The organism is Streptomyces sp. NPDC006687, from assembly GCF_040636215.1.
Classification (GTDB): Bacteria; Actinomycetota; Actinomycetes; order Streptomycetales; family Streptomycetaceae; genus Streptomyces.
Window position 1 is genome coordinate 37,408 of sequence record NZ_JBEYJJ010000009.1, and the last position, 22,544, is coordinate 59,951.

General features: G+C 69.5%; 21 protein-coding genes, 1 tRNA gene and 3 pseudogenes. 11 read left to right on the forward strand and 14 right to left on the reverse strand.

Annotated features, from left to right (window positions below; genetic code table 11):
• Positions 1-11 precede the first annotated feature (11 nt).
• Positions 12-494 carry a DUF309 domain-containing protein gene (locus ABZ716_RS13680; RefSeq protein WP_358958779.1) on the reverse strand — a complete coding sequence of 161 codons (483 nt, stop codon included), beginning with the start codon at positions 492-494 and terminating at the stop codon, positions 12-14.
• Between the two features lie 108 nt (positions 495-602).
• On the opposite strand from ABZ716_RS13680, the gene ABZ716_RS13685 reads away from it, so the two are divergent.
• Positions 603-676, forward strand: a tRNA-Pro gene (locus ABZ716_RS13685).
• Between the two features lie 99 nt (positions 677-775).
• Here ABZ716_RS13685 and ABZ716_RS13690 read toward each other — a convergent pair.
• On the reverse strand, positions 776-2,011 hold the full coding sequence (locus ABZ716_RS13690) for a site-specific integrase (protein ID WP_358958781.1): 1,236 nt from the start codon (positions 2,009-2,011) through the stop codon (positions 776-778).
• 1 nt (position 2,012) lies between these two features.
• A complete protein-coding gene (locus ABZ716_RS13695; RefSeq protein ID WP_358958784.1) occupies positions 2,013-2,327 on the reverse strand; it encodes a helix-turn-helix domain-containing protein in 315 nt (104 codons plus the stop codon).
• A gap of 1,322 nt (positions 2,328-3,649) precedes the next feature.
• On the opposite strand from ABZ716_RS13695, the gene ABZ716_RS13700 reads away from it, so the two are divergent.
• From ABZ716_RS13700 to ABZ716_RS13715, 4 genes are all read left to right on the forward strand, one after another.
• Positions 3,650-4,537, forward strand: coding sequence for a DUF5655 domain-containing protein (locus ABZ716_RS13700; RefSeq protein ID WP_358958786.1), 888 nt, complete (start codon positions 3,650-3,652; stop codon positions 4,535-4,537).
• Positions 4,538-4,852: 315 nt separating this feature from the next.
• Positions 4,853-5,020, forward strand: a complete 168-nt coding sequence (locus ABZ716_RS13705) for a hypothetical protein (RefSeq protein WP_358958789.1) — start codon at positions 4,853-4,855, stop codon at positions 5,018-5,020.
• 90 nt (positions 5,021-5,110) lie between these two features.
• Positions 5,111-6,334, forward strand: a complete 1,224-nt coding sequence (locus tag ABZ716_RS13710) for a cupin domain-containing protein (protein ID WP_358958791.1) — start codon at positions 5,111-5,113, stop codon at positions 6,332-6,334.
• Positions 6,298-7,062, forward strand: coding sequence for an aldo/keto reductase (locus ABZ716_RS13715; RefSeq protein WP_358958794.1), 765 nt, complete (start codon positions 6,298-6,300; stop codon positions 7,060-7,062). Before ABZ716_RS13710 ends, ABZ716_RS13715 begins: the two co-directional genes overlap by 37 nt.
• 41 nt (positions 7,063-7,103) lie before the next feature.
• On the opposite strand, the gene ABZ716_RS13720 is transcribed toward ABZ716_RS13715, so the two are convergent.
• The 6 genes and pseudogenes from ABZ716_RS13720 to ABZ716_RS13745 all read right to left on the reverse strand — a co-directional run bounded on the left by ABZ716_RS13720 (position 7,104) and on the right by ABZ716_RS13745 (position 12,365).
• Positions 7,104-7,754: a hypothetical protein gene (locus ABZ716_RS13720; RefSeq protein ID WP_358958796.1), complete on the reverse strand. Its 651-nt coding sequence runs from the start codon at positions 7,752-7,754 to the stop codon at positions 7,104-7,106.
• A 67-nt stretch (positions 7,755-7,821) separates the two neighbouring features.
• Positions 7,822-8,127 carry a hypothetical protein gene (locus ABZ716_RS13725; protein ID WP_358958798.1) on the reverse strand — a complete coding sequence of 102 codons (306 nt, stop codon included), beginning with the start codon at positions 8,125-8,127 and terminating at the stop codon, positions 7,822-7,824.
• Complete coding sequence (locus tag ABZ716_RS13730; protein WP_358958800.1) at positions 8,127-8,309, reverse strand: hypothetical protein; 183 nt, start codon at positions 8,307-8,309, stop codon at positions 8,127-8,129. The genes ABZ716_RS13725 and ABZ716_RS13730 overlap by 1 nt, the downstream gene beginning before the upstream one ends.
• 435 nt (positions 8,310-8,744) lie before the next feature.
• The gene (locus ABZ716_RS13735; protein WP_358958803.1) at positions 8,745-9,620 is read right to left on the reverse strand and encodes a glycosyltransferase; all 876 of its coding nucleotides are present in this window, start codon (positions 9,618-9,620) and stop codon (positions 8,745-8,747) included.
• 1,619 nt (positions 9,621-11,239) lie between these two features.
• Positions 11,240-11,347: pseudogene (locus ABZ716_RS13740) on the reverse strand (HNH endonuclease); the annotation flags it as partial.
• A 454-nt stretch (positions 11,348-11,801) separates the two neighbouring features.
• Positions 11,802-12,365 carry a GNAT family protein gene (locus ABZ716_RS13745; RefSeq protein WP_358958806.1) on the reverse strand — a complete coding sequence of 188 codons (564 nt, stop codon included), beginning with the start codon at positions 12,363-12,365 and terminating at the stop codon, positions 11,802-11,804.
• A 145-nt stretch (positions 12,366-12,510) separates the two neighbouring features.
• On the opposite strand from ABZ716_RS13745, the gene ABZ716_RS13750 reads away from it, so the two are divergent.
• A protein-coding gene (locus ABZ716_RS13750) for an IS5 family transposase (RefSeq protein WP_358958809.1) occupies positions 12,511-13,391 on the forward strand; the annotation gives its coding sequence in 2 pieces (ribosomal slippage) (positions 12,511-12,901 and positions 12,901-13,391; 882 coding nt in all).
• A gap of 15 nt (positions 13,392-13,406) precedes the next feature.
• Here the strand turns inward: ABZ716_RS13750 and ABZ716_RS13755 are convergent.
• Positions 13,407-13,868 (reverse strand): hypothetical protein, encoded by a 462-nt coding sequence (locus ABZ716_RS13755; protein WP_358958812.1) that lies wholly within the window; start codon positions 13,866-13,868, stop codon positions 13,407-13,409.
• A 206-nt stretch (positions 13,869-14,074) separates the two neighbouring features.
• Between ABZ716_RS13755 and ABZ716_RS13760 the strand changes: the two are divergent.
• A pseudogene (locus tag ABZ716_RS13760) lies at positions 14,075-14,200 on the forward strand (sensor histidine kinase); the annotation flags it as partial.
• A 668-nt stretch (positions 14,201-14,868) separates the two neighbouring features.
• Here ABZ716_RS13760 and ABZ716_RS13765 read toward each other — a convergent pair.
• A complete protein-coding gene (locus ABZ716_RS13765; RefSeq protein ID WP_358958815.1) occupies positions 14,869-16,377 on the reverse strand; it encodes a DUF4246 domain-containing protein in 1,509 nt (502 codons plus the stop codon).
• Between the two features lie 103 nt (positions 16,378-16,480).
• Positions 16,481-16,597 (reverse strand): annotated as a pseudogene (locus ABZ716_RS13770) (DinB family protein); the annotation flags it as partial.
• A gap of 160 nt (positions 16,598-16,757) precedes the next feature.
• Between ABZ716_RS13770 and ABZ716_RS13775 the strand changes: the two are divergent.
• From ABZ716_RS13775 to ABZ716_RS13785, 3 genes are all read left to right on the forward strand, one after another.
• Positions 16,758-17,354: a dihydrofolate reductase family protein gene (locus tag ABZ716_RS13775; RefSeq protein ID WP_358958818.1), complete on the forward strand. Its 597-nt coding sequence runs from the start codon at positions 16,758-16,760 to the stop codon at positions 17,352-17,354.
• Positions 17,355-17,452: 98 nt separating this feature from the next.
• Positions 17,453-17,932 carry a hypothetical protein gene (locus ABZ716_RS13780; RefSeq protein WP_358959146.1) on the forward strand — a complete coding sequence of 160 codons (480 nt, stop codon included), beginning with the start codon at positions 17,453-17,455 and terminating at the stop codon, positions 17,930-17,932.
• Between the two features lie 101 nt (positions 17,933-18,033).
• Positions 18,034-20,142 carry a tetratricopeptide repeat protein gene (locus ABZ716_RS13785; RefSeq protein WP_358958820.1) on the forward strand — a complete coding sequence of 703 codons (2,109 nt, stop codon included), beginning with the start codon at positions 18,034-18,036 and terminating at the stop codon, positions 20,140-20,142.
• A 77-nt stretch (positions 20,143-20,219) separates the two neighbouring features.
• Here ABZ716_RS13785 and ABZ716_RS13790 read toward each other — a convergent pair whose 3' ends face one another.
• Positions 20,220-20,669 carry an SRPBCC family protein gene (locus tag ABZ716_RS13790; RefSeq protein ID WP_358958822.1) on the reverse strand — a complete coding sequence of 150 codons (450 nt, stop codon included), beginning with the start codon at positions 20,667-20,669 and terminating at the stop codon, positions 20,220-20,222.
• A gap of 160 nt (positions 20,670-20,829) precedes the next feature.
• On the opposite strand from ABZ716_RS13790, the gene ABZ716_RS13795 reads away from it, so the two are divergent.
• A complete protein-coding gene (locus ABZ716_RS13795) occupies positions 20,830-21,618 on the forward strand; it encodes an alpha/beta hydrolase (RefSeq protein ID WP_358958825.1) in 789 nt (262 codons plus the stop codon).
• 32 nt (positions 21,619-21,650) lie between these two features.
• Here the strand turns inward: ABZ716_RS13795 and ABZ716_RS13800 are convergent, their stop codons facing one another.
• Positions 21,651-22,487 carry an endonuclease/exonuclease/phosphatase family protein gene (locus tag ABZ716_RS13800; RefSeq protein ID WP_358958827.1) on the reverse strand — a complete coding sequence of 279 codons (837 nt, stop codon included), beginning with the start codon at positions 22,485-22,487 and terminating at the stop codon, positions 21,651-21,653.
• Positions 22,488-22,544: the final 57 nt, after the last annotated feature.

Consider the following 22,544-nt stretch of genomic DNA (forward strand, 5'->3'; position numbering starts at 1 on the left):
GGCTCTCCGGATCAGGCCGCCGGGCCGGTGAGACGGGGCGCCTCGGCCGCCGCGTCGATCCGCTCCCCGGCCTCCACCCGCCCGGCCAGCTCCCGGGCCCACGCCACCAGTGAGGCCAGGTCCAGCCCGTGCGCGCCCTCCCGCCCGGCCAGCCCGCCGGCCCCGCGCCGCAACAGCCGGGCCCCGCCGACGGAGTTCCCCCGGGCGGCATGCGTCAGCCCGACGGCGAGCTGCGCCATCCCCCGCCACAGGGCGGCCTCCTGCTCCGGCCCGGACTTCCAGGCGTCCTCGAACACCTCGTGGGCGTGGAACGGCATCCCCGCGTCCAGCAGCCTTTGCGCCTCCGCGACCGTCTCCCCGGGCGCCCGCACCACCCCCTCGGGCTGCCGCGCCACCCCCTCGGCCCCGTACGGCAGAGGCCGCCCCAGCCCGTCCCGCGGCCGCGCACTGCGCGCCCGCCCCCCACCATCGCGATCCCGCTCCCGACCGTCCACCCGCCCATCCTCCTCCGCCCCGCTCACCGGTGCACGGGCACCCCTCGACGTGCGGTAATCTTCTGCATGTGCCCGCCACGAGGGGGAAACCCCAGGTCGCAGGCACAACGGGACGTGGCGCAGCTTGGTAGCGCACTTGACTGGGGGTCAAGGGGTCGCAGGTTCAAATCCTGTCGTCCCGACTCGAAAGAGTCGCAGGTCAGGGGCCGTTTTGGAGCAATCCGAAACGGCCCCTTGATCGTTTTTGGGGACCAGTTGGGGACCAGGTCGGTCCGTGTGGGTCAGACCGCGGTGACGGCCGTGACTGGCAGCGAACGAGGTGCACGGAGCACCATGAGGTACGCAGACAGCGCGGCACCAGCGGCGGTGATCTGGCCGGCATCGGGGTGCAGGTATCGCTGAGTGGTGGTCAGCGAGCCGTGGCCGGCGATCTTGCGCAGGACGTGGAGCGGCACGCCGGCGTCGGCGAACCAGGTCAGTCCGGTGTGGCGCAGGTCGTGCCGTCGGAGGTGCTCGAAGCCGAGTTCCGTGACGACGTCGTCCCAGTGAGTGGCGTCGCGCAGGACCGCGGTGGAGATGCGACCGCCACGCGGTCCGAAGAAGATCCGGGCATCGGGGTCATTACCGACGGCCAGCAGCCGCTGGGCAACCATCGGCCGTACTTCTTCGATGAGGGGTACCTTGCGGGCGCGCTTTCCCTTGGTGGCCTTATCGACGAGCCCGCCTTGGGCGGGGGTGGTCTGCCGTCGTACGGTCCAGATCCAGTTGTCGGTGTCGATGTCCTTGACGCGGACTCCGGAGACTTCGCCGATGCGGGCTGCTGTGGATGCGGCGAACGTGACCACGTCGCCCCAGCCCTGGTATTGGCCGTATGAGCGAGCGACCAGAGCCTTGGCGAGGGCCTGGAGGGTCTCCCAGTCGGGCAGAGCGAGCGCACGCGGGTCGTTGAGTTCGTCCTCGACCTGCTGGTACTGGCGCTGCCAGCCGCTGACCCGGGCGGGGTTGACCTTGATGAGCCCGTCGCGAACGGCCTGCTCCATGACACGCACGAGGACGGCGATGGTGTTCTTCACGGTGGAGCGGCTGAGCTCGTCTGCGATCCACCGGTAGACCGTGCGGTCCACGGCGCCATTGGTGATCATTCGAACCGGCAGGTGCCCGAGGGAGGGCACTACGCGCAGACGCCAACCGGCCATATAGGGGTCGAGCGTCTTGAGTTCCAGCCCTCGAAGCGCGAGGTCCATGTTCGCGGTCCCGTAGTCGGCCAGCGGCATGGTGGCAAGCGACGGGTTGATGCCGGCTTGGGCGGCCTCGACCAAGGCCGAGATCCACTCCTGGGCTTCGTCCTCGGTCTCCTTGGCCTCAGAGATGGACTTGCGGGACTTGGTCTCGGGGTCCCACCAGCGCACGCGTGCCCGGTAGGGCGAAGGGCGATTGGGCCGGTACTCGACATCAGCGGTGAGACGGACCCCGATCGGAACGGCTTCGACAGCGGCGGTGGGTGTCGCTATCGCCATGTCAGGCCGCCTGTTCGGGATCGACACGGCGACTGCGAAGCCAGTGCTCGACGTCAATCGCGCTGTAGAGGGTGACGCGATCCGAGACAGGGATGAACGGCGGCCCTTGCAACGGGCGAGCAGTCCGCCAGCGACGGAGCGTGGAGGGATCGACGTTCAAGATGCCTGCGAGTTCATCGGTCGTTAGCCACTTGCCCGTGACCAGATCGGGGGAAACGTTTCGTCCGCTCTTCGCGGATTCCTGGGATGACATGGGGTCCTTGCGGTGGCGCAGGGCGCCGATCGGGCGAGTCGGTGTAAGAGACAGGTCGGTCACGCTCTCCTGGGTGGAGGACTGGTGGGACGACGACCATAGGGGGAACGTTTGAAAAGTCCAGCGATAGACCGCCGGATTCGCACACGGAGAACAACTCCGCTGGCGCGTGCAGCTTCCAGAGAGCCCCTTCCGAGGCATCGATCTGCTCTTGAGGGGCTGCGGCTCAATGAGTGATCGATGCGCCCATCCCGAGACGGAAAGGCGCGTGGCATTCCGTTCGGGCTGTGGGGCGGCGGTCCGCTTCCGGATCGAGTCTTGGGCGCCGTGGCGCTCCCGGAGCAGGGTGGCGCTAGGGATTATGAGATCGAAGCTGTGCCATCGGACGACAGGTACCTTTCGACTCGAGTGCAGGGAAACGGCGGTGGAGTTTCGATCATCTACACGATCCCCGGTTTCGGAAACCGGGGATTTCCAGCTATATTCCACCGCGCATCGGCCGCATAGTCGGGTGAAGGAGCCAGGCTTCCGCGGCTGCCTCTTCACCAACGCCGCGGCGGAGTAACCCCACCATGAGGGAATCCGGGCGGCCATCGCCGATGACCGTGCCTGACTGCTCGTCCTTTTCACACGCCTCTTCTCGGCGCTGACACGGACAGCCGACTCGTCGCAGCCCTTGCACAGCTCTGCGAAGGGGCTTTCACCGCCGCGCACCTCGACCGCACCCGGACCGGACGCGGACCGCCCGCGCGACCGCCGAGCTCTTCCTGGCGGCTCGGCCCCCGGGGAACCGGTATCCGACACGCACCGGATCGGCCCAAGCGCCAACCCACTGGCGGGTATGCGACGACGCCGACCTCTTCACCCCGACAACCGGCGGGTCGGGCGCTCGCCTTGAGGTAAGCGTCTTCTGCCCTCAGCCGTGCCTTGCTGGACCCAACGAGCGTCGCTGGGTGGCACTGGGCGTCAGCTACGACGGAGCCCCCATGCGCCGGATGCCTCGACTTGTTCCCGATGACCCACCATGTTGAGTGCGTGGCGATCCTTGAACCCACGGCAAAGGGCGTCTGACCTGCACCTTTGTCGAGTGTGCATTATGTGCGCTACGTGCGTTACGGGCGATATCTTGACGCACGTCTGACGCACGTGACGCACGTCTGACGCACGCGTGACGCACGATCGCCCCCTCTGCTGACGGGGCGTCATGCACGAAAAGCCGCCTTCCCGCCGGGCGCAGAGCCTGGTGGGAAGGCGGCTTTTCGTGTGTGGGGCGGCGCGGCAGGCGCCCCTAGCTCCCGTTGACGCTCCGTAGTCGGCCAAGGGGATCGCTCACCTTCGGAAATAGTCCCGAAGCCGCTCGTGTTGGGGGATGTCGACGATGGGGGGTGTCGACGCTGAGGTTGTTCAGCACGAAGGGCGGCGTCACGGAGGTTGCGCCGCGATTGGCCGATGAAGAGGCGGAGGTGCAGGCCCTCGTCGAAGGCGCGATGGAGGCCATGCTGGGAGTGCGGTTCCTGGCGAGCGAATACAGCACCGGCCCCGTGCACGGAGGGCGTATCGACTCGCTCGGGCTGGACGAGAACGGCTCGCCCGTGATCGTCGAGTACAAGAGGGCCACCGACCCGGGTGTCCTCTCGCAGGGCCTGTTCTACATGGCCTGGTTGGTCGACCACCGGCAGGAGTTCCATGCCCTGGTGCGCGAGCGCCTGGGGTCTGCGGCTGCGGCCCAGGTGATGTGGAAGGCGCCGAGGTTGATCTGTGTCGCGGGGGACTACACCCGGTACGACCTTCACGCCGTCCGGGAGCACCGTCGGTCGATCGACCTTGTGCGTTACCGCCTCTACGGAAAGGGCCTCATCGCTCTAGAGACGGTCGCTTCCGTCGCGGTGCAGCCCAAAGCAGCCTCGCGCATGCGCCGCGGGAACGCCGGCGGTGCGGCATCGCGGCCGAATCCGGCGGGGGCGATGGTGGAGCTGGCCGCAGTGGTTGACGAAGCGCTGCTGGCCCTGGGTGCCGACGTGACGAAGGTCGAGCGCAAGCAGTACGACGCGTACCAGCGCCTGCGCAACTTCGCCTGTGTGACGTCGCGGCAGGACAAGCTGCTCGTCTACCTCAAGGCGGCCCCAGAGGCCGTCGACCTCGTACCAGGATTTACCAGGGACGTAAGAGGGCTCGGGCATCACGGCACAGGCGATCTGGAGGTCCAGCTGCGCTCGGAGAGGGACGTGGAGCGGGCAGTGGACCTGTTCCGGTTGTCCTACGCCGCAGCCTAGGCCGGTGCAGCCGGGGCGGCGATGCCCTGGAGAGTCACGGCTGGTCGCGCCGGGACGCGGTGCTGGCTCTTGGCGGGCTCCTTTCGGTGGACGGGTAGGACGTGGCGGTGGTGCAGTCCATCTTCCGCAGGATCCCCGGTTTCGGAAACCGGGGATCCTGCGCTATGTATCGCCCAGCCACTGGCTGGGCGATACCCGCTCGGTAGCGCCTGGATGGGGCTCGTTCACATCTTGCGTACAGACGTTCGAGCGGGCAGGGTTCCATACTTCCGAGCACGTCCAGCCCACTTCGGCAGGAAGCGAGCGAAGCCGACCATGGCCAAACGTCAGCCCGAAGAAACCGGAACCTCTCCACTGCTCATCGCGATCGAGCAGCTTGCTTGTGTGCAGGACCGCTTCGACACCCAGGAATCCGATCCCACCGGCACCTCGGCCGGCGATGACGGAGAGAACCGCGACGGCCTGAACCACCCCGAGGCGTAACCGCTGCCCCCGTTCGAGCCGCTCTGTAGCCCGGGCCCGCCCCTTCTCCAGGGTGGGCCCGGCCCGCACCCGAAGCCTCCGGAGGACGCCATGCACCACCAGCTCGTCGAAGCCCTCGAAACCGCCCTCGGCTGGACCGGGCCCGCCCCCATGGGCAGGGAGTTTGCCCGAGGCCACCTCGCTGACCCTGGGCTTCCGGCCCGGTTGATGAGCCCTACCCGCCTCTTGGACACTGTCATGCGGCGCAGTCTGTCCCACCCTCAGTTCCGCGCCTTCCAGAACGGACGCGAGCTCCACCCCGGCGAGTACTTCACCGACACAGTCACCCGCCGCGGCCAGGGCATCCGCTTCACGAACATGACCCGCCTTTCCGCGCTCATGCAGGAAGGCGCCACCCTCGTCCTCGACGAGCTCGACTTCTTCGACCCAAGCCTCGAAGTCGCCTGCCGCGCCCTCCAGTGGTGGTCCCGCGAGCTCGTCCAGGTCAACGCCTACCTGACCACGCAGGACGCCGCAGGGTTCGCCCTCCACTGGGACGACCACGACGTGGTCATCGTCCAAGTCGCCGGCGAGAAGTCCTGGGACGTGCGCGGCACCTCGCGGCCGGTCCCCATGTACCGGGACGCCGCCCCGAACAACACCCCGCCCGAGACCTCGATCTGGCAGGGCACACTCCGCGCCGGCGACGTCATGCACATCCCGCGCGGCCACTGGCACCAAGCCACCCGCACCGACCAGGGCGACGGCTTCTCCCTGCACCTGACCTTCGGGTTCGTCAAGCGCACCGGCGTGAACTGGCTGACGTGGCTGACCGACCAATGCCGCCGCGACGAGGTGTTCCGCACCGACCTCGACCGATGGGGCAGCCCCGGCGACCAGCAGCTCCAAGATGCCAACCTCGCAGCCGCCCTGAGCAAACTGGGCGAGAACTTCCCGCCCTCGGCGTTCCTCGCCGCCCGTGAGCGCGAACGCCCCGCCGCCCGGCACGTGCAGACCGCCGGCCTCTTCGGCTCGGCGACCCGCCTGGTCTGTGTCACCGACTTCGCCCCGATCATCGAGGCCGATGACGAGCAAGTCCGCATCACCGCCTCCGGTAAGACCATCACCCTGCACGCAAAAGCCGAGCCCGCCGCGCGGCTGATGCTGTCAGGGGAGCCTGCCGACATCGAGAAGGTGAGCATCGAAACCGGCATCGACAGCCAAGAACTCGCCGACATCCTGATCAGGGAGGGCCTGTGCGCGGAGCTGACCGACGAATTGTCCTCGGGCTATACCGGGTGGCTCCGACCCGCGCGCTCCTCGAACACGCCCTGACAGCCGGGGTCACCGCCCTCGACACCGCCTTCAACTATGACCGCTATGCCAGCCACCGCGTCCTCGCCAAAACCGCCCGGGAACTCCTCGACCAGTTCGAGGTATCGACGAAGGTCGGCTACTTCCCCGGCGGGCACACCCTCGAGCCGACGCGGCTGCGGGCGGCCGTCGAGCAGACGGCGGTCGAACTCGGCCGCACACCGGACACGGTGTTCCTTCACAACCCCGAGCACGACCCAACCCGGCTGGCAGCAGCCTGCGAAGAGCTGACCTCCTGCCGGGAGGCCGGCCTCTGCCGTGCCTGGGGGATCGCCACCTGGAACCCCGTTCCGCTTCTCGCCGCCGCCCCGACGGTCCCGGTGGTGCCGGACGTGGTCATGATGCGTGCCGGGCTCGCCGTACGCGGGGAGGTCCTGGACGCGGCCGAGCGGTTCGCGGCTGAACTGGAGGCGGGGGACCGGTGGGGTATGGCACCCTTTGCGGGCAACCCGAACGATCCGGTCTGGTCGAAAGTCGATCCCAGCGTGTTCCTCGAACCCGGACAGCCAGCGTCGCGGATCCAGGCCGGACTCGCCGCTGCGTTCGCCCTGCCCGCCGTCTCCCGGATCGCCGTGGGCACCTCAAGCCCGCAACACCTCGACGAACTCGCCACCGCCGTCCGATACACGGCCAGCGCCGGCGTCGTCGGCGAGTACCGGAAGCTGCTGCGCACCGGGGCCGAACGATAAGGAAGGAGAGCAGCATGCCGTCCACCCCCACCATGCATGATCTACAGACCGTCCCCCATGACGACGTCCTTGCCGAGGCCGAGAAGCGCACTGGTCGGGTCCTGGACCGCGACCACAGCCACTACAGCCGTTTCAACGGCACCGCTGGATTCCCCACCAGTGCGGGTACCTGGGTCCGCCTCGCCTGGTGCCGACCGGAACAACTCAGCTCTGCGGCCTGGACCGGGATCGAGGCGTCCATTGCCATCCAGGGCGTGCGCCGCCCGGAGTGGTACGCCGGCTCTCAGTGGTACGACCCCGACCGCGGCGTGGTGTGGCGCGTGGACGAGATGAGCCGCGCCACTACGACCGCCGTGTCCCCGGTCGGCACCACCGTGCTCAGCCCCCCCGGCCGAGAAGGCCCGGCCTGCATGGGTGATCTCCTTGAACAGGATGTCCAACGCGGCCAGCACTCTCCCCTCGTCCACCAGCAGCATCGACAAGGGGCGCAGCGCAGGGTCGTGGGTCGTGGCCTGGGCGGGCGTGTCGGAGCCGGACCCGGACGGCCACGCCTGGTCCTGCATCTGTCTCACCTGCACGCGGAGGCCGGCGGGGGTGGCTGCCTCGGGGAACGAAAGGACGAACCGCACTGCCTGTTCGTCGACGTCGCGGACGAACAGGTCGTCCCAGCGGGCGGGGTCTTCGACGGTCACCGCCCGGGCGCGCTTCCTCTTCGGGGCGGATGCTTGCGTGTGCACCCTGCGCGGGGCAGGCGCGCGGTCACACCCAGGTGTAGTTGTCGTCGGTGACGGCTTCGAGGGCGGCGTCGGTGACGGCGGCGCGGGGGTCGGGCAGGGCGGCAAGGGCCGGGCCGATGGGCGGGAAGATCGGCAGTTCGGCGGTTTTGCGGTAGTCGATCCACTCGATGACGCCGGTCTCGTGGCTGCCGTCGGGCAGTTCGTCCAGTTCGGTCCCGGCGAGGGTGGCGCGCAGTTCGGAGGTGATGTGGAAGCGGTAGATCAGGTGGAGCTTGCGCGGCGGCGGGGTGGGCCCGGGACGGGTCACGCGCTGATCGACGACCCACATCAGGTCGCCGCCTTCGGCCTGGTCAACATCAAGGCCGAGTTCCTCTGCGAGTTCCCGGGCGAGGAGTGGGCGCGGTCGCGGCGGATGAGGGCGACATCGTCGCCGCAGAACACCAGGGCCCCGGTCCGGATCTTGATCCGGGAGAACGGGGCCGCGGCGGAGGTTTCGGGTGTGCTGGTCATGACGGCCAGTATCGTGGCCGCCCCGGCGGCTCGGCGGCCGTTACTCCTCGTTCACCCGCCCGCCTGGGCAGGGTCGTTCAGGCGACGGGCAGGCTGGTCAGCGCGAACGCGGCGCGGCCCTCCGCCACGCCCGTCCGGTGAGCGGATGGAGCCGTGCCTGGTTCCAGTGCACTTGGTCGAGGAGCCGCTGCACGTCCTCGGCCGACGCGGCACGGCCGGCCTGCTCCTTGGTCAGCGCAGCCGGGGACGGGGTCGAAGTCGAGGCGTCCGCCGAGAACCTCCGGCCGGTCCGCGAAGCGGGCGGAGCCGAGGCCGAGGCCGCAGTGGCCCGTACCGCCCGGTCCGTCGTCCCTCACGGTCACCCGCAGAGCCCCTCCAGCCCCTGGCCCCTGGCCCTGACCGTCAGCTGCGTCCGCTGCGTCCGCTGTCCTGACGTCAGATCAGCGGAGGACGCCCCAGGCGCGTCATCCGCCACACAGTGCGCCACTTCATCGCCTTGCGAGGACCGCACGGATTGCGCAGCCCCTCCATGAAGCCGCCGCACCACGCCTTCAGCCCGCTGAGGGACCGGATGCGCGCCAGGGTGAGCACGATCCACACGCCCAGATAGACCGGGATCAAGGGGAGAGGAAGCCGCCGCCGGGCAAGCCAGACTCGATTCCGCGCGGTGAAGCGGTAGTAGACCGCATGCCGGGCTGGAGAGGTCTTGGGGTGCTGAAGAACAAGACCGGGCTCATAAAGGATCTTCCAGCCGTCGTCCAGAGCACGCCAGGCGAGGTCGGTCTCCTCATGCCCGAAGAAGAACTCGCCGGCCCAGTCGCCAATCCGCTCCAGCATCGGGACAGAGAAGGCATGGCCGCCTCCGAGGAAGGCGGTCACCAGGCCGCGGCGCATCGGATCATCGGCACGAAGCCGCGGCACCCAGCGCCGCTCCGTGTGTCCGTGCTCGTCCGCGACCCGGAAGCCGACGATCCCGAGCTTGGGGTCCGTCGCGAACAGCTGCTGGATCCTGCGGAACACGTCATCAGCGATGAGGAGCCCGTCGTCGTCCAGCTCGACGACGACGTCAACGTCACCCGATTCACGCAGCAGCTTCAGCCCGACGTTGCGGCCGCCGGGGCAGCCCAGGTTCTCCTCGAGCGGGATCTTCGTGACGTCCGCCGTGATGTCCGTGAGAGGCGTCGCGTTCCCCACCAGCACCACCCGCGCTGCTGGAACATCCTGCCTCTCCACGGAGGCCAGGAGAGCCTTCAGCTCGTGGGGGCGGGTGCCCATCGTCACGATGACGACTCCGAGACGCGGCAACGGCATAGCGGCAAACTCCAGATGTCGGCGAACACGATGATGCTAGTGGCGCAGACGCCCCTCTTCTGCATGTCGCGCACACGCCCGACGACCTGCGGGAGAGACAACTTACAGGGAGAGCGACATGTCGGAGCAGGGTGCCATCGTGCGCGCAGGAGACCACCGAGCGGGTCGGCGCCGTGCGCCTCACCGCGGTCCAGGTCCTCCTGCCAGTGCAGGGGAATCGACCACCGGCCGACTGCGTCGGTGCGGGCGTCGTCGAACACGGTCGCCTCCCAGGTGATCACACCTTGGCCGATGTACGGCCGTCTCCGGGAGTCCTGCCACGTGGCGCCGACCGATCATGATGGCCACCGCGGCGGTCTCCCCCGCACTCCTCGCCAGCGTCCGGGGCACCGCATGGTGCGGTCGGCTGAGTATCGGACTACTACTGGCCGTCGCCCTGCTGGACAGACACGGCAGCGGCGTTCTTCGAAACCGCCTACAGCGCTTGTCTCCCAGCATTCTGGAACCGCTGACCAGCCCGAAGGCAATGCCGAACTGCACGGCAGCGCCTCCGTCACGCAGATCGCCGGGCTCGGTTCCGGCGGTCCGATCGCACAGTCGGCAGGTGCGTTGAACGGGATGTTCGCGAACGCCGCGACGTTCTTCGTCTCTCCTGTGCCTCGCAGGCATCCGGCTTCGTGAGCCGCCCCGCATCACCAGAACCGAACATCGTCCCACTTCACTGATCAGTGAAGTGGGCAAAGGTATGCGGCTGGTCGTCCTTGACCCTTGATTTCGCACGTTCACACTCTTCGGAGCCGCCTCCGATCCGGCTCTTGTGGGATACCAGTCGATCCAGGTGGCTGCCTGGTCCGGAGTGTCCACGTGGCCCCGGGAACGGTCGGCGCAATCGTCGCGTCGACCAGTGCCGAGGGTGCAGGCGGGGGCGTTCGCCGCACGCCGGTTGCTGACAGGATCGGCACGGTCCGCGCGTCCCTCTCCTCGTCATCGTCGAGTTCGGGCGGCGTCCGGGTGCCGCGGGGGCCGCAGGCCGCCGCTGGCCGAGGTGGAGGCTGTGAAGCCGTAGTGGCCCTGGTCGTTCAGGTTCTTGTGCTGGAGAGGAGACAGCCGGGTGCGCTCTGCACGGGCACGATGGGCTTGGCGGCGCGCAGCGTGCACACTGCGCCGGGCCAGACAGAGTTCGCCGGCGGGAACGTGGCAGGTCGGACATGCTTCGGCGAAGGCACCATGCCGGAACTGGCGGTGCGTCTCGTACGCGGCGTCCAAGGCGGCATCGAATACGGAACCCTGTATCAGCGCTGGGGCGGCACTCACGAAGATCTCCTTACACAGGGGGCGCGGCGGCGTCGGCCCTCACACTCCACACGTCGGACAAGCGGTTCACCTTCCCATGCCCCCGTTAAGGCAGTTCACGCGGTGGATGTCGTACGACCGCCGCACCAGGCCACTCGCCGAACCGGCCGGATCCGCGAGCGGGGTGGCGGCAGGCGGCAGCTGTGCCCGCAGCCGGTTACCGGCGTCTCGCTACTGCCTTGATCCCGTTCGAGCGGGCCGCGACTGCGACCAGCGAGGACAGCTGGCCCTGGTCGTTCGCCTACGCCTTCCGCCCGCCCCTTCGCCGTCCACGAACTGGCCCCCGAACTGCACGCCTCGGCGAGCGGAACCATGGGGTCGATGCCCAGCTTGGACGCCGCCGTCACGGTGGTGTCGTCGTAGGACGACCACCACACCCCACCCCTCAGGAGGCCGCACCGCCTTCGACAGTAGAACCTCCGCCTTCGTGTTGCAGCCGTCCGCCGGGACGTCGCCGGCGTTCCAGTGCCTGAAGCCGGTCCGCTGATACCCCGTACGAGCCTCCGCCCGGACCGGCTGCGGTACGACGCGCTGCGCGGTGGTGTCCGGCGGTCGCGGTGGCGGCGAGGGGAAATCGAGTTTGGGAGGCGGTGCCCGGCATGCGAGGCAGAGTCGCGGCTCCGCCCCTTGGATCAAGGCCGTGAAGTGACGGGCTGATCGCCGACGGGACAGCGGAACTCCCGTGGTGAACGACTCGTCTTGGAGGGCAACGTCGTTCTATCGGGACTCCGCTCCCCATGCGGGGGCCCACCAGGACCAGCTGCGTGGTAATGGCCAACCGAACGGCCAAGCGCTCACTTCATCGGCTTGTCTGGCCGAGCCCTCTTGTCAGGTCCGGTCAACCTTCCACTCTCGGGCGAGCATCGCGTAGACGTACTCGCTACCCCAGCGCTCGTCGTCGAGGTCGTTCTCGACAAGGTGCGCCTCCCGGCGCATGCCGAGGCGCTCGCAGACCCGCACCGACCCGGTGTTGAGCACGTCGAGGCGGGCGAAGAGCCGGTGAGCACCCAGCTCGGCAAAGGCCAGCGCGGCGACCGCACGCGCTGCCTCGGTGGCGTAACCCCGGCCGCCGTAGACCGGGTTGAAGACCCAGCCGATCTCTACCTGGCGCGCCCGCGCGCTCGCGAGCTTCAGGACAACCTCGCCGACGACCTTCGCCTCACCGACCGGGCAGACGGCGACCACCAGGTCGTCACCGTCCTTGGCCCACGCCGTGCCGGCCGCACGCCGCGCCAGGCTCTGCACGCACTGTTCACGAGTGAGCGGCGGCCGGTAGAGGTAGCGAGCGACTTCGGAGAGGCCCTGATACGCGTACAAGTCGTCGAGGTCGTCCGGTGTGAACAGACGCAACAGGAGCCGTTCAGTACTGACCGGCAGCAAAGGCGTGGTCATCGATCTGGTGTTCCCTCCCCGAGAGCGGCCCGTCAGCCTAACTGATCCGACCGCAGTGCCCTCAACACGATTTTCATGGCCTTGCCCCTTAGGGCCTGTCCGACGGATCTTGTGACTGTCTTCTCGTCCGGTCGTTAGGCCGGGCATGGGGCAGGGTGATCTGACGAATGCGGAGTGGGTGCGGCTTGAGCCGCACCTGCCTGCCGCCGGGCGGCGGGGCGGGCGCTGGAGCGACCACCGGCAGGTGGTCAATGGGATCCTGTTCCGGGTGCGGACTGGGATCCCGTGGCGGGATCTCCCCGAGCGATACGGCAGCTGGAAGACGGTCTACGAACGCCACCGTCGCTGGTCTGCCGACGGCACCTGGGACCGGATCCTGCGGGCGGTCCAGGCCGACACCGATCTGGCGGGCCGGCTCGACTGGAGCATGGTGGGCGTCGACTCGACCACGTGCCGGGCCCATCAGCACGCGGCCGGCGCCCGCAAGAGTGCCCCGAGGGTCCCGAAAAAAGAACGACGCCCCGCAACCATCGCCCCGACGAGGGACTCGGCCGGTCCCGGGGCGGCCTGACCAGCAAGATCCACCTGGCCGGCGAGGGCGGCTGCCGCCCGCTGGCCCTCCTGGTCACCCCGGGCCAGTGGGGCGACGCACCCCAGTTCACCGAAGTCCTCGCCCGCATCCGCGTCGCCCGGCCCGGCGGCGGACACCCACGCACCAGGCCGGACCACGTCAGCGGCGACAAGGCATACAGCTCACGCCGCAACCGCAGCCACCTGCGAAGACGCCAGATTAAGCACACGATCCCGGAACCGAGGGACCAGCGGGCCAACCGCAAACGCCGCGGCAGCGGCGGCGGCCGGCCCACCGGCTTCGACCAGCAGCTCTACAGTCGGCGCAACGAAGTCGAACGGACCATCAACCGGCTCAAACACCACCGGGCCGTCGCCACCCGCTACGACAAACGCGCCTACGTCTTCCACGGCACCATCACCACAGCAGCCATCAGACTCTGGCTCCGTGAATGATCCGCCGGACAGAACCTAGATGCGTTCCGCGTGGAGGTTGATCTGGGTGGGCTTGTGTCTTGAGAGAGGCTCCAGGCGCACGCTCATTGCTTCGGCCCAGCGGTCGATGTTGTCGTCGCTGTCGTGGAAGAACCAGCTGGTGAAACTGGAGAGATCCCGAAGGAGCTGGTCAGGTGTGTAGAGGAGTTCGCAGTGGATCTGCAGGAAGTGGTCGTGCTCGCCGTCCTCGTCGCTGATGTCGAATTGCCGTGTCAGGTCCAAGGTGAACATCGGCGGCCCGCTGAAGGAGTACGTGCCGTACTGAAAAAGCAGTCCGTCGGAGTCGGGTGAGGAGGCCGTATCGAAGCGTCGCTGACCGAAACGGAGGAACGCCAGCCACGCATCGCGTGCGGTCAGCTCGATGAGCGCGTGCCCGCTGCTCACCAATTCGGCTTCCAGGGACCCGAGTGCGTCTGCCGGAGGCCATCTGTCGGGCATGCGGTTCTCCTTGATCCAGTAGGCCCGGCAGCATAACGACGTGGCCTTGCCGGCTCGCTCATGGGGCAGAAGGCGCGAGGGGTAGCAGGGGGATGCGCTCGGCGGGCTCGCGCGCTTGTCTCAACTCGACCAGGGCAGGCCGGGCCGGTGTTCTTCGACGGCCGCAAGCAGGGCTTCGGCGACGCCACCGGGGGTACGCCCTGGTGCCCGGCGTCGGGCTGCTGGGCATGCGTGAACGCGTCACCGCCCTCGGAGGCGGCCTGCGGGCGGAGCCGCGCCCCGGGGATGGCTTCACCGTCCTGGCCGGACTCCCCCTGGAGCGGGTCTCGTGATCCGTGTCCTGCTGGTCGACGCGCGACCGAAGATGCCCATCCTCGACGGCATCGAGGCGACGTCATGCTCCTCGACCTGCTCACCTAGCTTCGGGAGTGCCAGAACGCGAGGCCACCATCGGCTGCACCGAACGTCCAGGCCGTAGTCGGTCAGGACGACGACGCGCACCCCGGCGAGCACCGGGTCCGCGGCGCCGCGCCGGGCCTCGTGCGGAGGTTCCGCGAACGCCTCCGCGTAGATCAGCCTGAACGCGTCCTGTACCTGCACCGCGGCCGGTCCGTCCATGCGTCTCATCGTGACGTGCCCCTGCTGCGACATGGGTCCCCCTGTCCGGTGGCCGAGCGGCGAAAGGCCGACGGGCTGGATTCCTCCACGCGAGCGGCCATCGCGAAGGAGAATTTGTCCGCCTCCCGCCATAGGCCGCCATCGCCGGGATGGACCCCCTGGTAGCCGCGTCGCACTCCTTCTGCCAGGTCGCCGGCTGCACGGGAAGTCCTCGCGCGGTGGAGATGCGGGGCCGCCTCGGCCTCGCCCCCGGGGAGCTGTCGACTCATGGCAGCGGCGCAGGCCAGGCCCTCGGCGGCCTGGCCGTCGTCTTCTGCACCACCGTGCGGCCCCGTCTGAGCGGGGCCGCACGGTGCGACAAGCACGTGTTGTCGGCGGGGGTTCAGTGTTCGCAGAGGGAGAATTCGCGTTCGTAGAGCTGCTCGTTGTGTTCGTCGACGAAGAACTTCCGTTCCTGCATGAGTTCTTCCCGGAACGTCTTGGCCTGTTCGAGCGTCATGGTCGAGGTGTCTGACCAGGGCTGCTGCGGCGGCACGTCCGAGGTCGAGACGATCCGCTCCGACGGGTCGACCAGGAAGAAGGCGAGGATCTTGCGGTGCCCCGGGCGGCTGGGGTCCGCGAGGCGGAACGCGTCCACCCGGTGCTGCAGGACGTTGGGGAACGCCAGGCAACGGCCCGCCGGGGTCGGGACCGCGCCCAGCACCTGGTTCAGCGCGTCTTCGTTCTCCAGTCCGTAGACCTCGCGCATCCCGGCGTCATCGTTCTGTTCGTAGTTCGGGTCGTCGAGTGCGGCCCGGAAGCCCAGCCGGCTTTCGGTGATGTTCTCGCTGTCCCAGTAGTAGATGCCCGTCGAGACGATCCGCTCGTTCAACATGCCCTCGACGTGCCACGAGCCGCCCGCGTATTCGGGCTTCTCCGGGGTGAGGTGGACGGTGGCGAGCTTGACGATGACCTGCAGGCTGCGGCCGCGCAGGTCGACGCGGGCGGCGGCGTCGGGCAGCGCGGGCGGGGTGAAGGCCGGGGCGTCCGGGACGATCGGGCGCCGGTCCTCCCACCACGTCTCGTACTTCTCCTCCCAGGCGTCGCGGGCCTCCCTGTAGGCCGCGTCGTCACTGTAGGAGGAGCGGCTCGGATACTCCGGTTCCGAGTCGTACCAGCCGTAGGGGTCGGCCTCGATCCGCAGGGGCCGCGGGTGCCGCAGGTCGGTCAGCACGTTCTCGAACAGCGGGCGCAGGCGCGCGAACACGTCCGGCAGGACGGAGGCCAGGGCCTGATGCGTCACGGGGTGGAGGTTGTTGACGTACGAACGGAAGGCGACGGCCCCGTCCTCACTGACGTCCACGTCCGTGGGCAGCCACTGGAACCTCTCCGAGAACTCGTACTTCGCGTAGTGGTTCGCCGGGTTCTGCCAGGCCCGCTCGGGACCTCCGCTCACCTCCCGCACCAGGCAGAACAGCGAGGGGTGTACGAGATCCAGTACCTGGCCGTCGGATCCGGGATGCCAGTCCCGCTCGGCTTCGGGGACCTCTTCCAGGACCCGGACCGCCTCGCGCAGCCGGGACCTGAGCTGCTCGTCGACGAGGGCATCCGACTGCCAGACCCCGTCGACCGCGGACACCTCGATGCCCGTCCGCGCGTCCCGCTGCGCGGCGTAGTGCCGCAGCTCGGCGAGTATGTAACCCACCTGTGCTTCGGTCAGGCCCTGCGCCGACGCTTCCTGCGTCCACCTGGCGACGATGCCGGCGTCGTTCATCTTGTCGAACCAGGCGGGTTTGGCGCGCAGGTGCGCGCTGCACTGCATCATCTGCAGTTCCCGCAGCGTCCGGGGCGTCGCGAACGCCGGGGAACTGGAGCTCTGGAAGGGCAGCGGGAAGGCGGACAGGCCGGTCACTTCGGATGGTCCTCACGGTCGGGTTGCGGTGCCGGGAAGAATAGCCCGGTCCACTGACACCGCAGGTGAAGGGCCCTGGGACGCACGCTGAAGGGGATCGGCGCGGGCGGGCGCGGCAGAGGTCGCGCGGGAGGGCGATCTCGGCCACGAGGTGCAGCAGTTCCTGGTTGACCCACCAGACGATGCGGATGAACGGCTCCTCCGGATCGCTTCCACCAGGCCGGCACAGCCGGTGCTGCGGCCCCATCTCCGTTTTCCCCTGTCGGCGCGGGCTCCCCAGATGCCATGATCATGATGCTGATCCGGGCACCGGCACGTCATCTGGCCGGCCCGGCGGCCCGGCCGCACCATGGCGGCGCGACCAGCGGAAGGAACCCGGCATGCGCAGACTCGTCTACTTCGTCGCCACCACTCTCGACGGCTTCATCGCGGGCCCGGACGGTGCGGACCCCACGGGCCCGAACGGCTTCTGGCCCATATCCGAGGACTACGTCCAGCACCTGGTGGCCGAGTACCCGGAGACCCTGCCCGTGCAGGCCCGGCAGGCGCTCTCCGTCACGGCGCCGGGTACGCACTTCGACACCGTGCTCGAGGGGCGGCGCAGCTACGAGATCGGTCTTGCGGCCGGCATCACCAACGCCTTCCCCCACCTGCGGCACCTGGTGTTCTCCCGGACCCTGACCGAGAGCCCGGACCCCTCGGTCGAACTGGTCGCCGACGACCCGGCGGTGACCGTGAGCGAGCTCAAGCAGCAAGAGGGCAAGGACATCTGGCTGCTCGGCGGAGCGGAGCTCGCGCGGTCCCTGCACACAGAGATCGACGCGCTGGTCCTGAAAGTCGCTCCGCTGACCATCGGTGACGGCATCCCGCTGTTCTCCCGCGACGCCGCCTTCGACCCCCGCACGTGGGCGCTCTCTGACCACACGGTCCTCAAGAGCGGTGCGCTCTTCCTCACTTACACACGCTCCGACGCCTGAGCGCTCCTGGCGGGGCCTTGTTCCGTTACCGACATCCTGGGCACCGTGCCCGGCGCGCGGTACGGTCGGGGTCACGGTTGCCGACACGGGGGTTGCGCATGCTGTCCGAGGCACTGACCGCGCTGGCCATGTCCGGTGGGACGGCGGTGGTGACCGCGGCCGGGACCGCGGCCTGGGAAGGGTTCCGAAGCCGGGTGGCCGCCTGGTTCGGGCGGGGGAACGCCCAGCGCGAGAGCACTGAGCTGCAGCGTTTGGAACGCACCGCCGCCGAGCTCGCGGCGGCCGAGGGCGGCGGCCGGCTGGAGCGGCTCCGGATCCGGCAGGAGACGTCCTGGCAGGCCCGGTTCGAGGCGTTCTTGGAGGACCTGCCGGACGACGAGCGCGAGCGCGCGGGCGAGGCTCTGCGCGAGCTGCTCGATGAGCGCGCGGCGCAGGCCCAGGTGTCGGCCGGGGACGGCGGGATGGCGGTCGGCGGAAGCGTGCACATCAGCGCGCAGGAAGGCTCGGTCGCCGCCGGTGTGATTCACGGGGGTGTGCGGATCGGCCACCCTCAGGGGCCGGATCCGTCCAGGGGCTGAACGGACCGGCTACGCCAAGCCCGCCAGAGACCTCGCCACCGCCGGTTTTCTCGGGGGTACGGGCGAGCAACCACAGCCTCGCCGTCGGCCACGCCGACCACGTGGCCTACTACGCCGGCCGACGCGCCCCGGCGGCCTGGCCGCACCAGGTCGGGGCGGTCCCGGCTGCTGCGGGCTGCTTCCAGCACCGGGCCTTCACCGACATCCCCGGCACCCCTGCGCGCTGCCGGATTCTGGTCGGCACAGCGGGGGTCGGCAAGACCCAGCTGGCCGCGAGCGAGGCTCGGACGGCCTGGCGGGCCGGGCAGCTCGACTTGCTGCTCTGGGTGAGCGCCGGCAGCCGCGTGGAGATTCTGACCGCCTACGCCCGGGCCCTCGCCGAGATCACTGGTGGTGACCCAGCCGATCCGGAGCAGGGCGGGCGCGAGTTCCTGGCCTGGCTCCGGCCGGGCGGGGGCGGGGAGGCGGTCCGCTGGCTGATCGTCCTGGACGGTCTGGTCGACCGCGACGATCTGCGCGGTCTCTGGCCTCCGGACCAGCCCGTGGGGCGGACCCTGGTCACCACCTGGCGCCGGGACCTGGCCCGCGAGGGGCTCGGCCGGCAGGTGGTCACCGTTCCGCCGTTCAGCTCCGCCGAGGCATCCGGCTACCTCACGGCGGTGCTCGCCGCGTCCGGCCGAGTCGAACCGCCTGAGCGGCTGGAGGCGCTGGCCCACGAGTTCGGGCACCTGCCGGCCGCACTCGCGCAGGCGGCCGCCTACCTGGGCAGCACCGGCCTGAGCTGCGCCGGCTACCTCCGCCTCCTGCGGGACGAGGGGCGGCAGCTGGCCGACCTCGTACCGGACCCCGGCGGACTGCCGGACGGGCAGAGCCTGCCGCTGCCCAGCATCTGGGACCTCGCACTGGAGCGCGCCGACGCCCTGGCGCCGGCCGGGGCGGCGCGGGTGCTGCTGGAGCTGGCGGCGCAGCTGGCTTCCGACGGCATCCCGGCTGCGGTGCTGACCCCTGCCTTCAGGTATCTCGACGATCTCGACCAGGAGCGCAGCGGCCGCCCGGCGGAGGGCGCGGAGCCGGACGGGAGCGCCGCCGGGACGCTCGCGCTACTGCACCAGTGGAGCCTGCTCGACTACGACCCGGCGGACCAGGACCGGTCCGTGCGGGTCCACCCGGTGGTACAGCGAGCCGTCCGTGAGCGCGTACCCGCCCGCCGGGCCGCCGAGCTGGCCGGCCGGGCCGCCAGCCTGCTCCTCGTCGCGTCCCGGAAGTCGGCGGACGAGGTGAACTCGACGTCGTTCTTCCTGGTACCTCCGCATGAGCAGGCGCCGCACCTGCGTTCGCGCGTCCTCGACTTCTCGCCGGACGTGCTGCGTTCGAATGTCGAGGCGCTGATGCGCCATGCCCCGGCCCTGCTGCTGGGCTCTGGCGAGCCAGAGCTCCGGCACGGCTGGAGCACCGGTGCGGGGCTGCACGACCTGGTGCTCCGGGTGGGGGACGCGCTGGCTGACGACGGTCGGCCACAGGCCGCGCTGGACTACTTCTCAGCTCTGCTGCCGGCGACGGCAGACCGGCTGGGAGCCCGGCACCAGTCCGTGACGAAACTGCGCGGCCGGATCGCGCGGTTGCGGGCGGAGTCCGGTGACCTCGCCACCGCTGTCACCGCGTACCGGCGGATGATCGACGATCAGCTGGAGCTGCTGAAACCGGAGTACGCACTGCTCCCCTCCCAACGGGTCCGCCTGGTCGAGGAGGTCACCGCACTGCGCCACCGCCTGGCCCGCTGGCTCGAAGAGGCAGGCGACCTGCCGGGCGTCGCAGGCGTCTATGACGACATCCTCGCCGATCACCGGTACATCGCGGCCGTTGACGGACGGACGGGGCCGCCCGACTTCACCCTGCGACGCACCGCCGCCGAGTGGCAGGGAAGGTCGGGGGACGCCGCCGGGGCTGTGGTCGCGTATCACCAGCTCGTTGACGAGCAGTTCCGCACGTACGGGCCGGGGCACCCGGGCACCTTCGACACCCGCTTCCGCTTCGGCCACTGGCTGGGCGAGTCGGGCGACGCGCGAGGGGCCGTGACGGTCCTGTCCGCCCTGCTGAGCGAGCAACTGCGCGTCCTGCGCCCGGACCACCCCGACCTCGCGACCACCCGGCAGGCACTGACGTACTGGCGGGAGCGCTCCCGGGGCAGGGGGTGGCTGCGCGGGAGGTAGACCTTGGCCGGCCGCCCACCCAGGTGGCGGCCGGCGCGCGCAAGGTCGGTGGTCTCCCGGTGCCGGCGATCAGCGGCTCAGACTGCACCGCGCCAGGAGCCGGTCTCCCGGCCTCGGTCCTCGATGTACTCCTTGAACCGCTTCAGGTCACCGCTGATCTGGCGCTTGACGAACCCGAGCTTGTCGCCGACGTTCTCGGCGAACCCCTCCGGGTCGTAGTCGAGCTGGAGCATCACCTTCGACCGGTTGTCGCCCAGACGGTGGAACGTCACCACGCCGGCCTGCTTCACCTCGCCGCCGAGGGTCGTCCACGCGACCCGCTCGTCGGGGATCTGCTCGGTGATCTCCGCCTCGAACTCCTTCTTCACCCCGCCGACCTTCGCCACCCAGTGGGTCATGGTGTCGGTGCGCTGGTCGATCCGCTCCACCCCGTCCATGAAGTGGGGGAACGACTCGAACTGCGTCCACTGGTTGTACGCCGTGCGCACCGGGACATCGACCTCGATGGACTCTTCGACCTGCGACACAGGAGCATCCTTTCCTTCTCACCGGCCAGGCGGTGTTCGCCCGGCCCAGGGGGCTCTTCCCCTGCCCGCGCGTCTGCCCACGAATTACCCGTCCATCACCCCGGAAGGACACCTACGCCACCGGCGCTGCTGTCCGTCGTCCGCCTCCATACTGATGAGCATGACGTCAGTGATCGCACCGTCTGAGCCCGAGCGTGCGGCCTTGGTGGTGGACGGACGTCGTCTGTCCTTTCTCGATTTCGGGGGTTCCGGCAGTCCTCTCCTCGCCCTGCACGGGCACTTCGGAGACGGCCGTACCTTCGCGCGTCTGGCTTCGGAGTTGGGCGGCTCGTGGCGGATCATCGCGCTCGACCAGCGGGGACACGGCCTCTCCGACAGTGCGCCTGATTTCTCCCGTTCCGGCTACGTCGAGGACGCCGCAGCCGTACTGGAACATCTGGGGATCCGCCGCGCGGTCGTGCTCGGTCATTCTCTGGGCGGCGTCAACGCCTACCAGCTCGCGGCGTGGTTTCCCGGGCTCGTGGAGGCACTGGTCGTCGAGGACATCGGTGTCGAGGTGGAAGGGGACCTGTCCTTCGGCCTGTCCTGGCCGCACCGGGCACCGACACGGACCGGGCTGTTGGCGGAGCTCGGCTCCTCCGCGCGCCACCTCAAGGATGCCGTCCGTGAGTACGCCGACGGGTGGGGCCTTGCCTTCGGCCCCGAGGACATGGTCGCCTCACAGAGACAGCTCAACGGGGATCACTGGAGCGACTGGCTCGCCAGCGACTGCCCGGCGTTGCTCCTGCGTGGCAGCCGTAGCACCGTGCTCAGCGCCGAGCACGCGAAGGAGATGGCCGCGCGACGGCCCCGTACGCGGCTGGTGGAACTTCCCGCGGGGCACACCGTCCACGAGACCGTGCCAGGGGAGTTCGCCGCCGCCGTCAGCCGGTTCCTCGGCTCGTTGTGAAGAGCGCCGCGTGGCTGGGGTCTGGGGCTTCTTCAGCCCCGGTTGAGGTCGCTGTGCACCAGGTGGTGGTCCGAGTACGGGCTGGGGTGGACGCGCTGGGTGCGGGGGGTGATGCCGCGCAGGAAGACGTAGTCGAACTTGCTGTTCCAGTCGGTGGTCGTCGTGCAGGCGTCGCTGTCGGCCGTCGGAGGGGTGCAGTGGGGGTCCGCGTCGCGGGCGAGGGTCCACATGGGGCCCAGTTCAGGCGCGTTCGGGACCGCGTTGAAGTCACCGAGGACGATGGCGCGGTCGTGCCGGGCGACTTCCGAGGTCAGTACCCTCACCTGACCCGCCCGTACCTCTTCCTGACGGCGCTGGGCGAGGTGGGTGTCGAAGACGCGGACGGGCCGGCCGCCCACCAGCGTGGTGACGGCCAGGTACCCGCGGTCCTCGGAGCCGCCGTCGGGGTATTCGACGCTCACCCGGTCCGTCATCGGCGCCGCCGAGAGGATCGCCTGGCCGAAGCCGCCCGGCCGCCACGGCAGCCCGCCGCAGCGGTTCCAGTTCCGCAGGACTGTCCCGTACGCGACGCGGTAGACCAGCCCGTAGACCTCCTCCAGGTACCTGCGGATCTGCTCGACGTCACGTACGCACGCCTCCTGCAAGCCGATGACCTGCGGCGCGTACGTGGCGATCTCCGTCGCCCGACCGAAGTTGTGGCTGCTCCCGCCGCACGGGTTGCAGAGGTTCCAGGTCGCGACCCGGTCCTCGAACGGCAGCCGTCTGGCGACGGGGACGCCACCGCCCTGTGCGCCCGGGCCCAGAAGGAGCGCCATGCAGAGCGCGCCCATCGCGCCCGCGGCCCATCGCGCGCCCCTGCTCAGCACCATCGCCTCCCCCGGAGTGGACGCACATCGTCACACGGCCGCCTCGACGGACGATCGAGG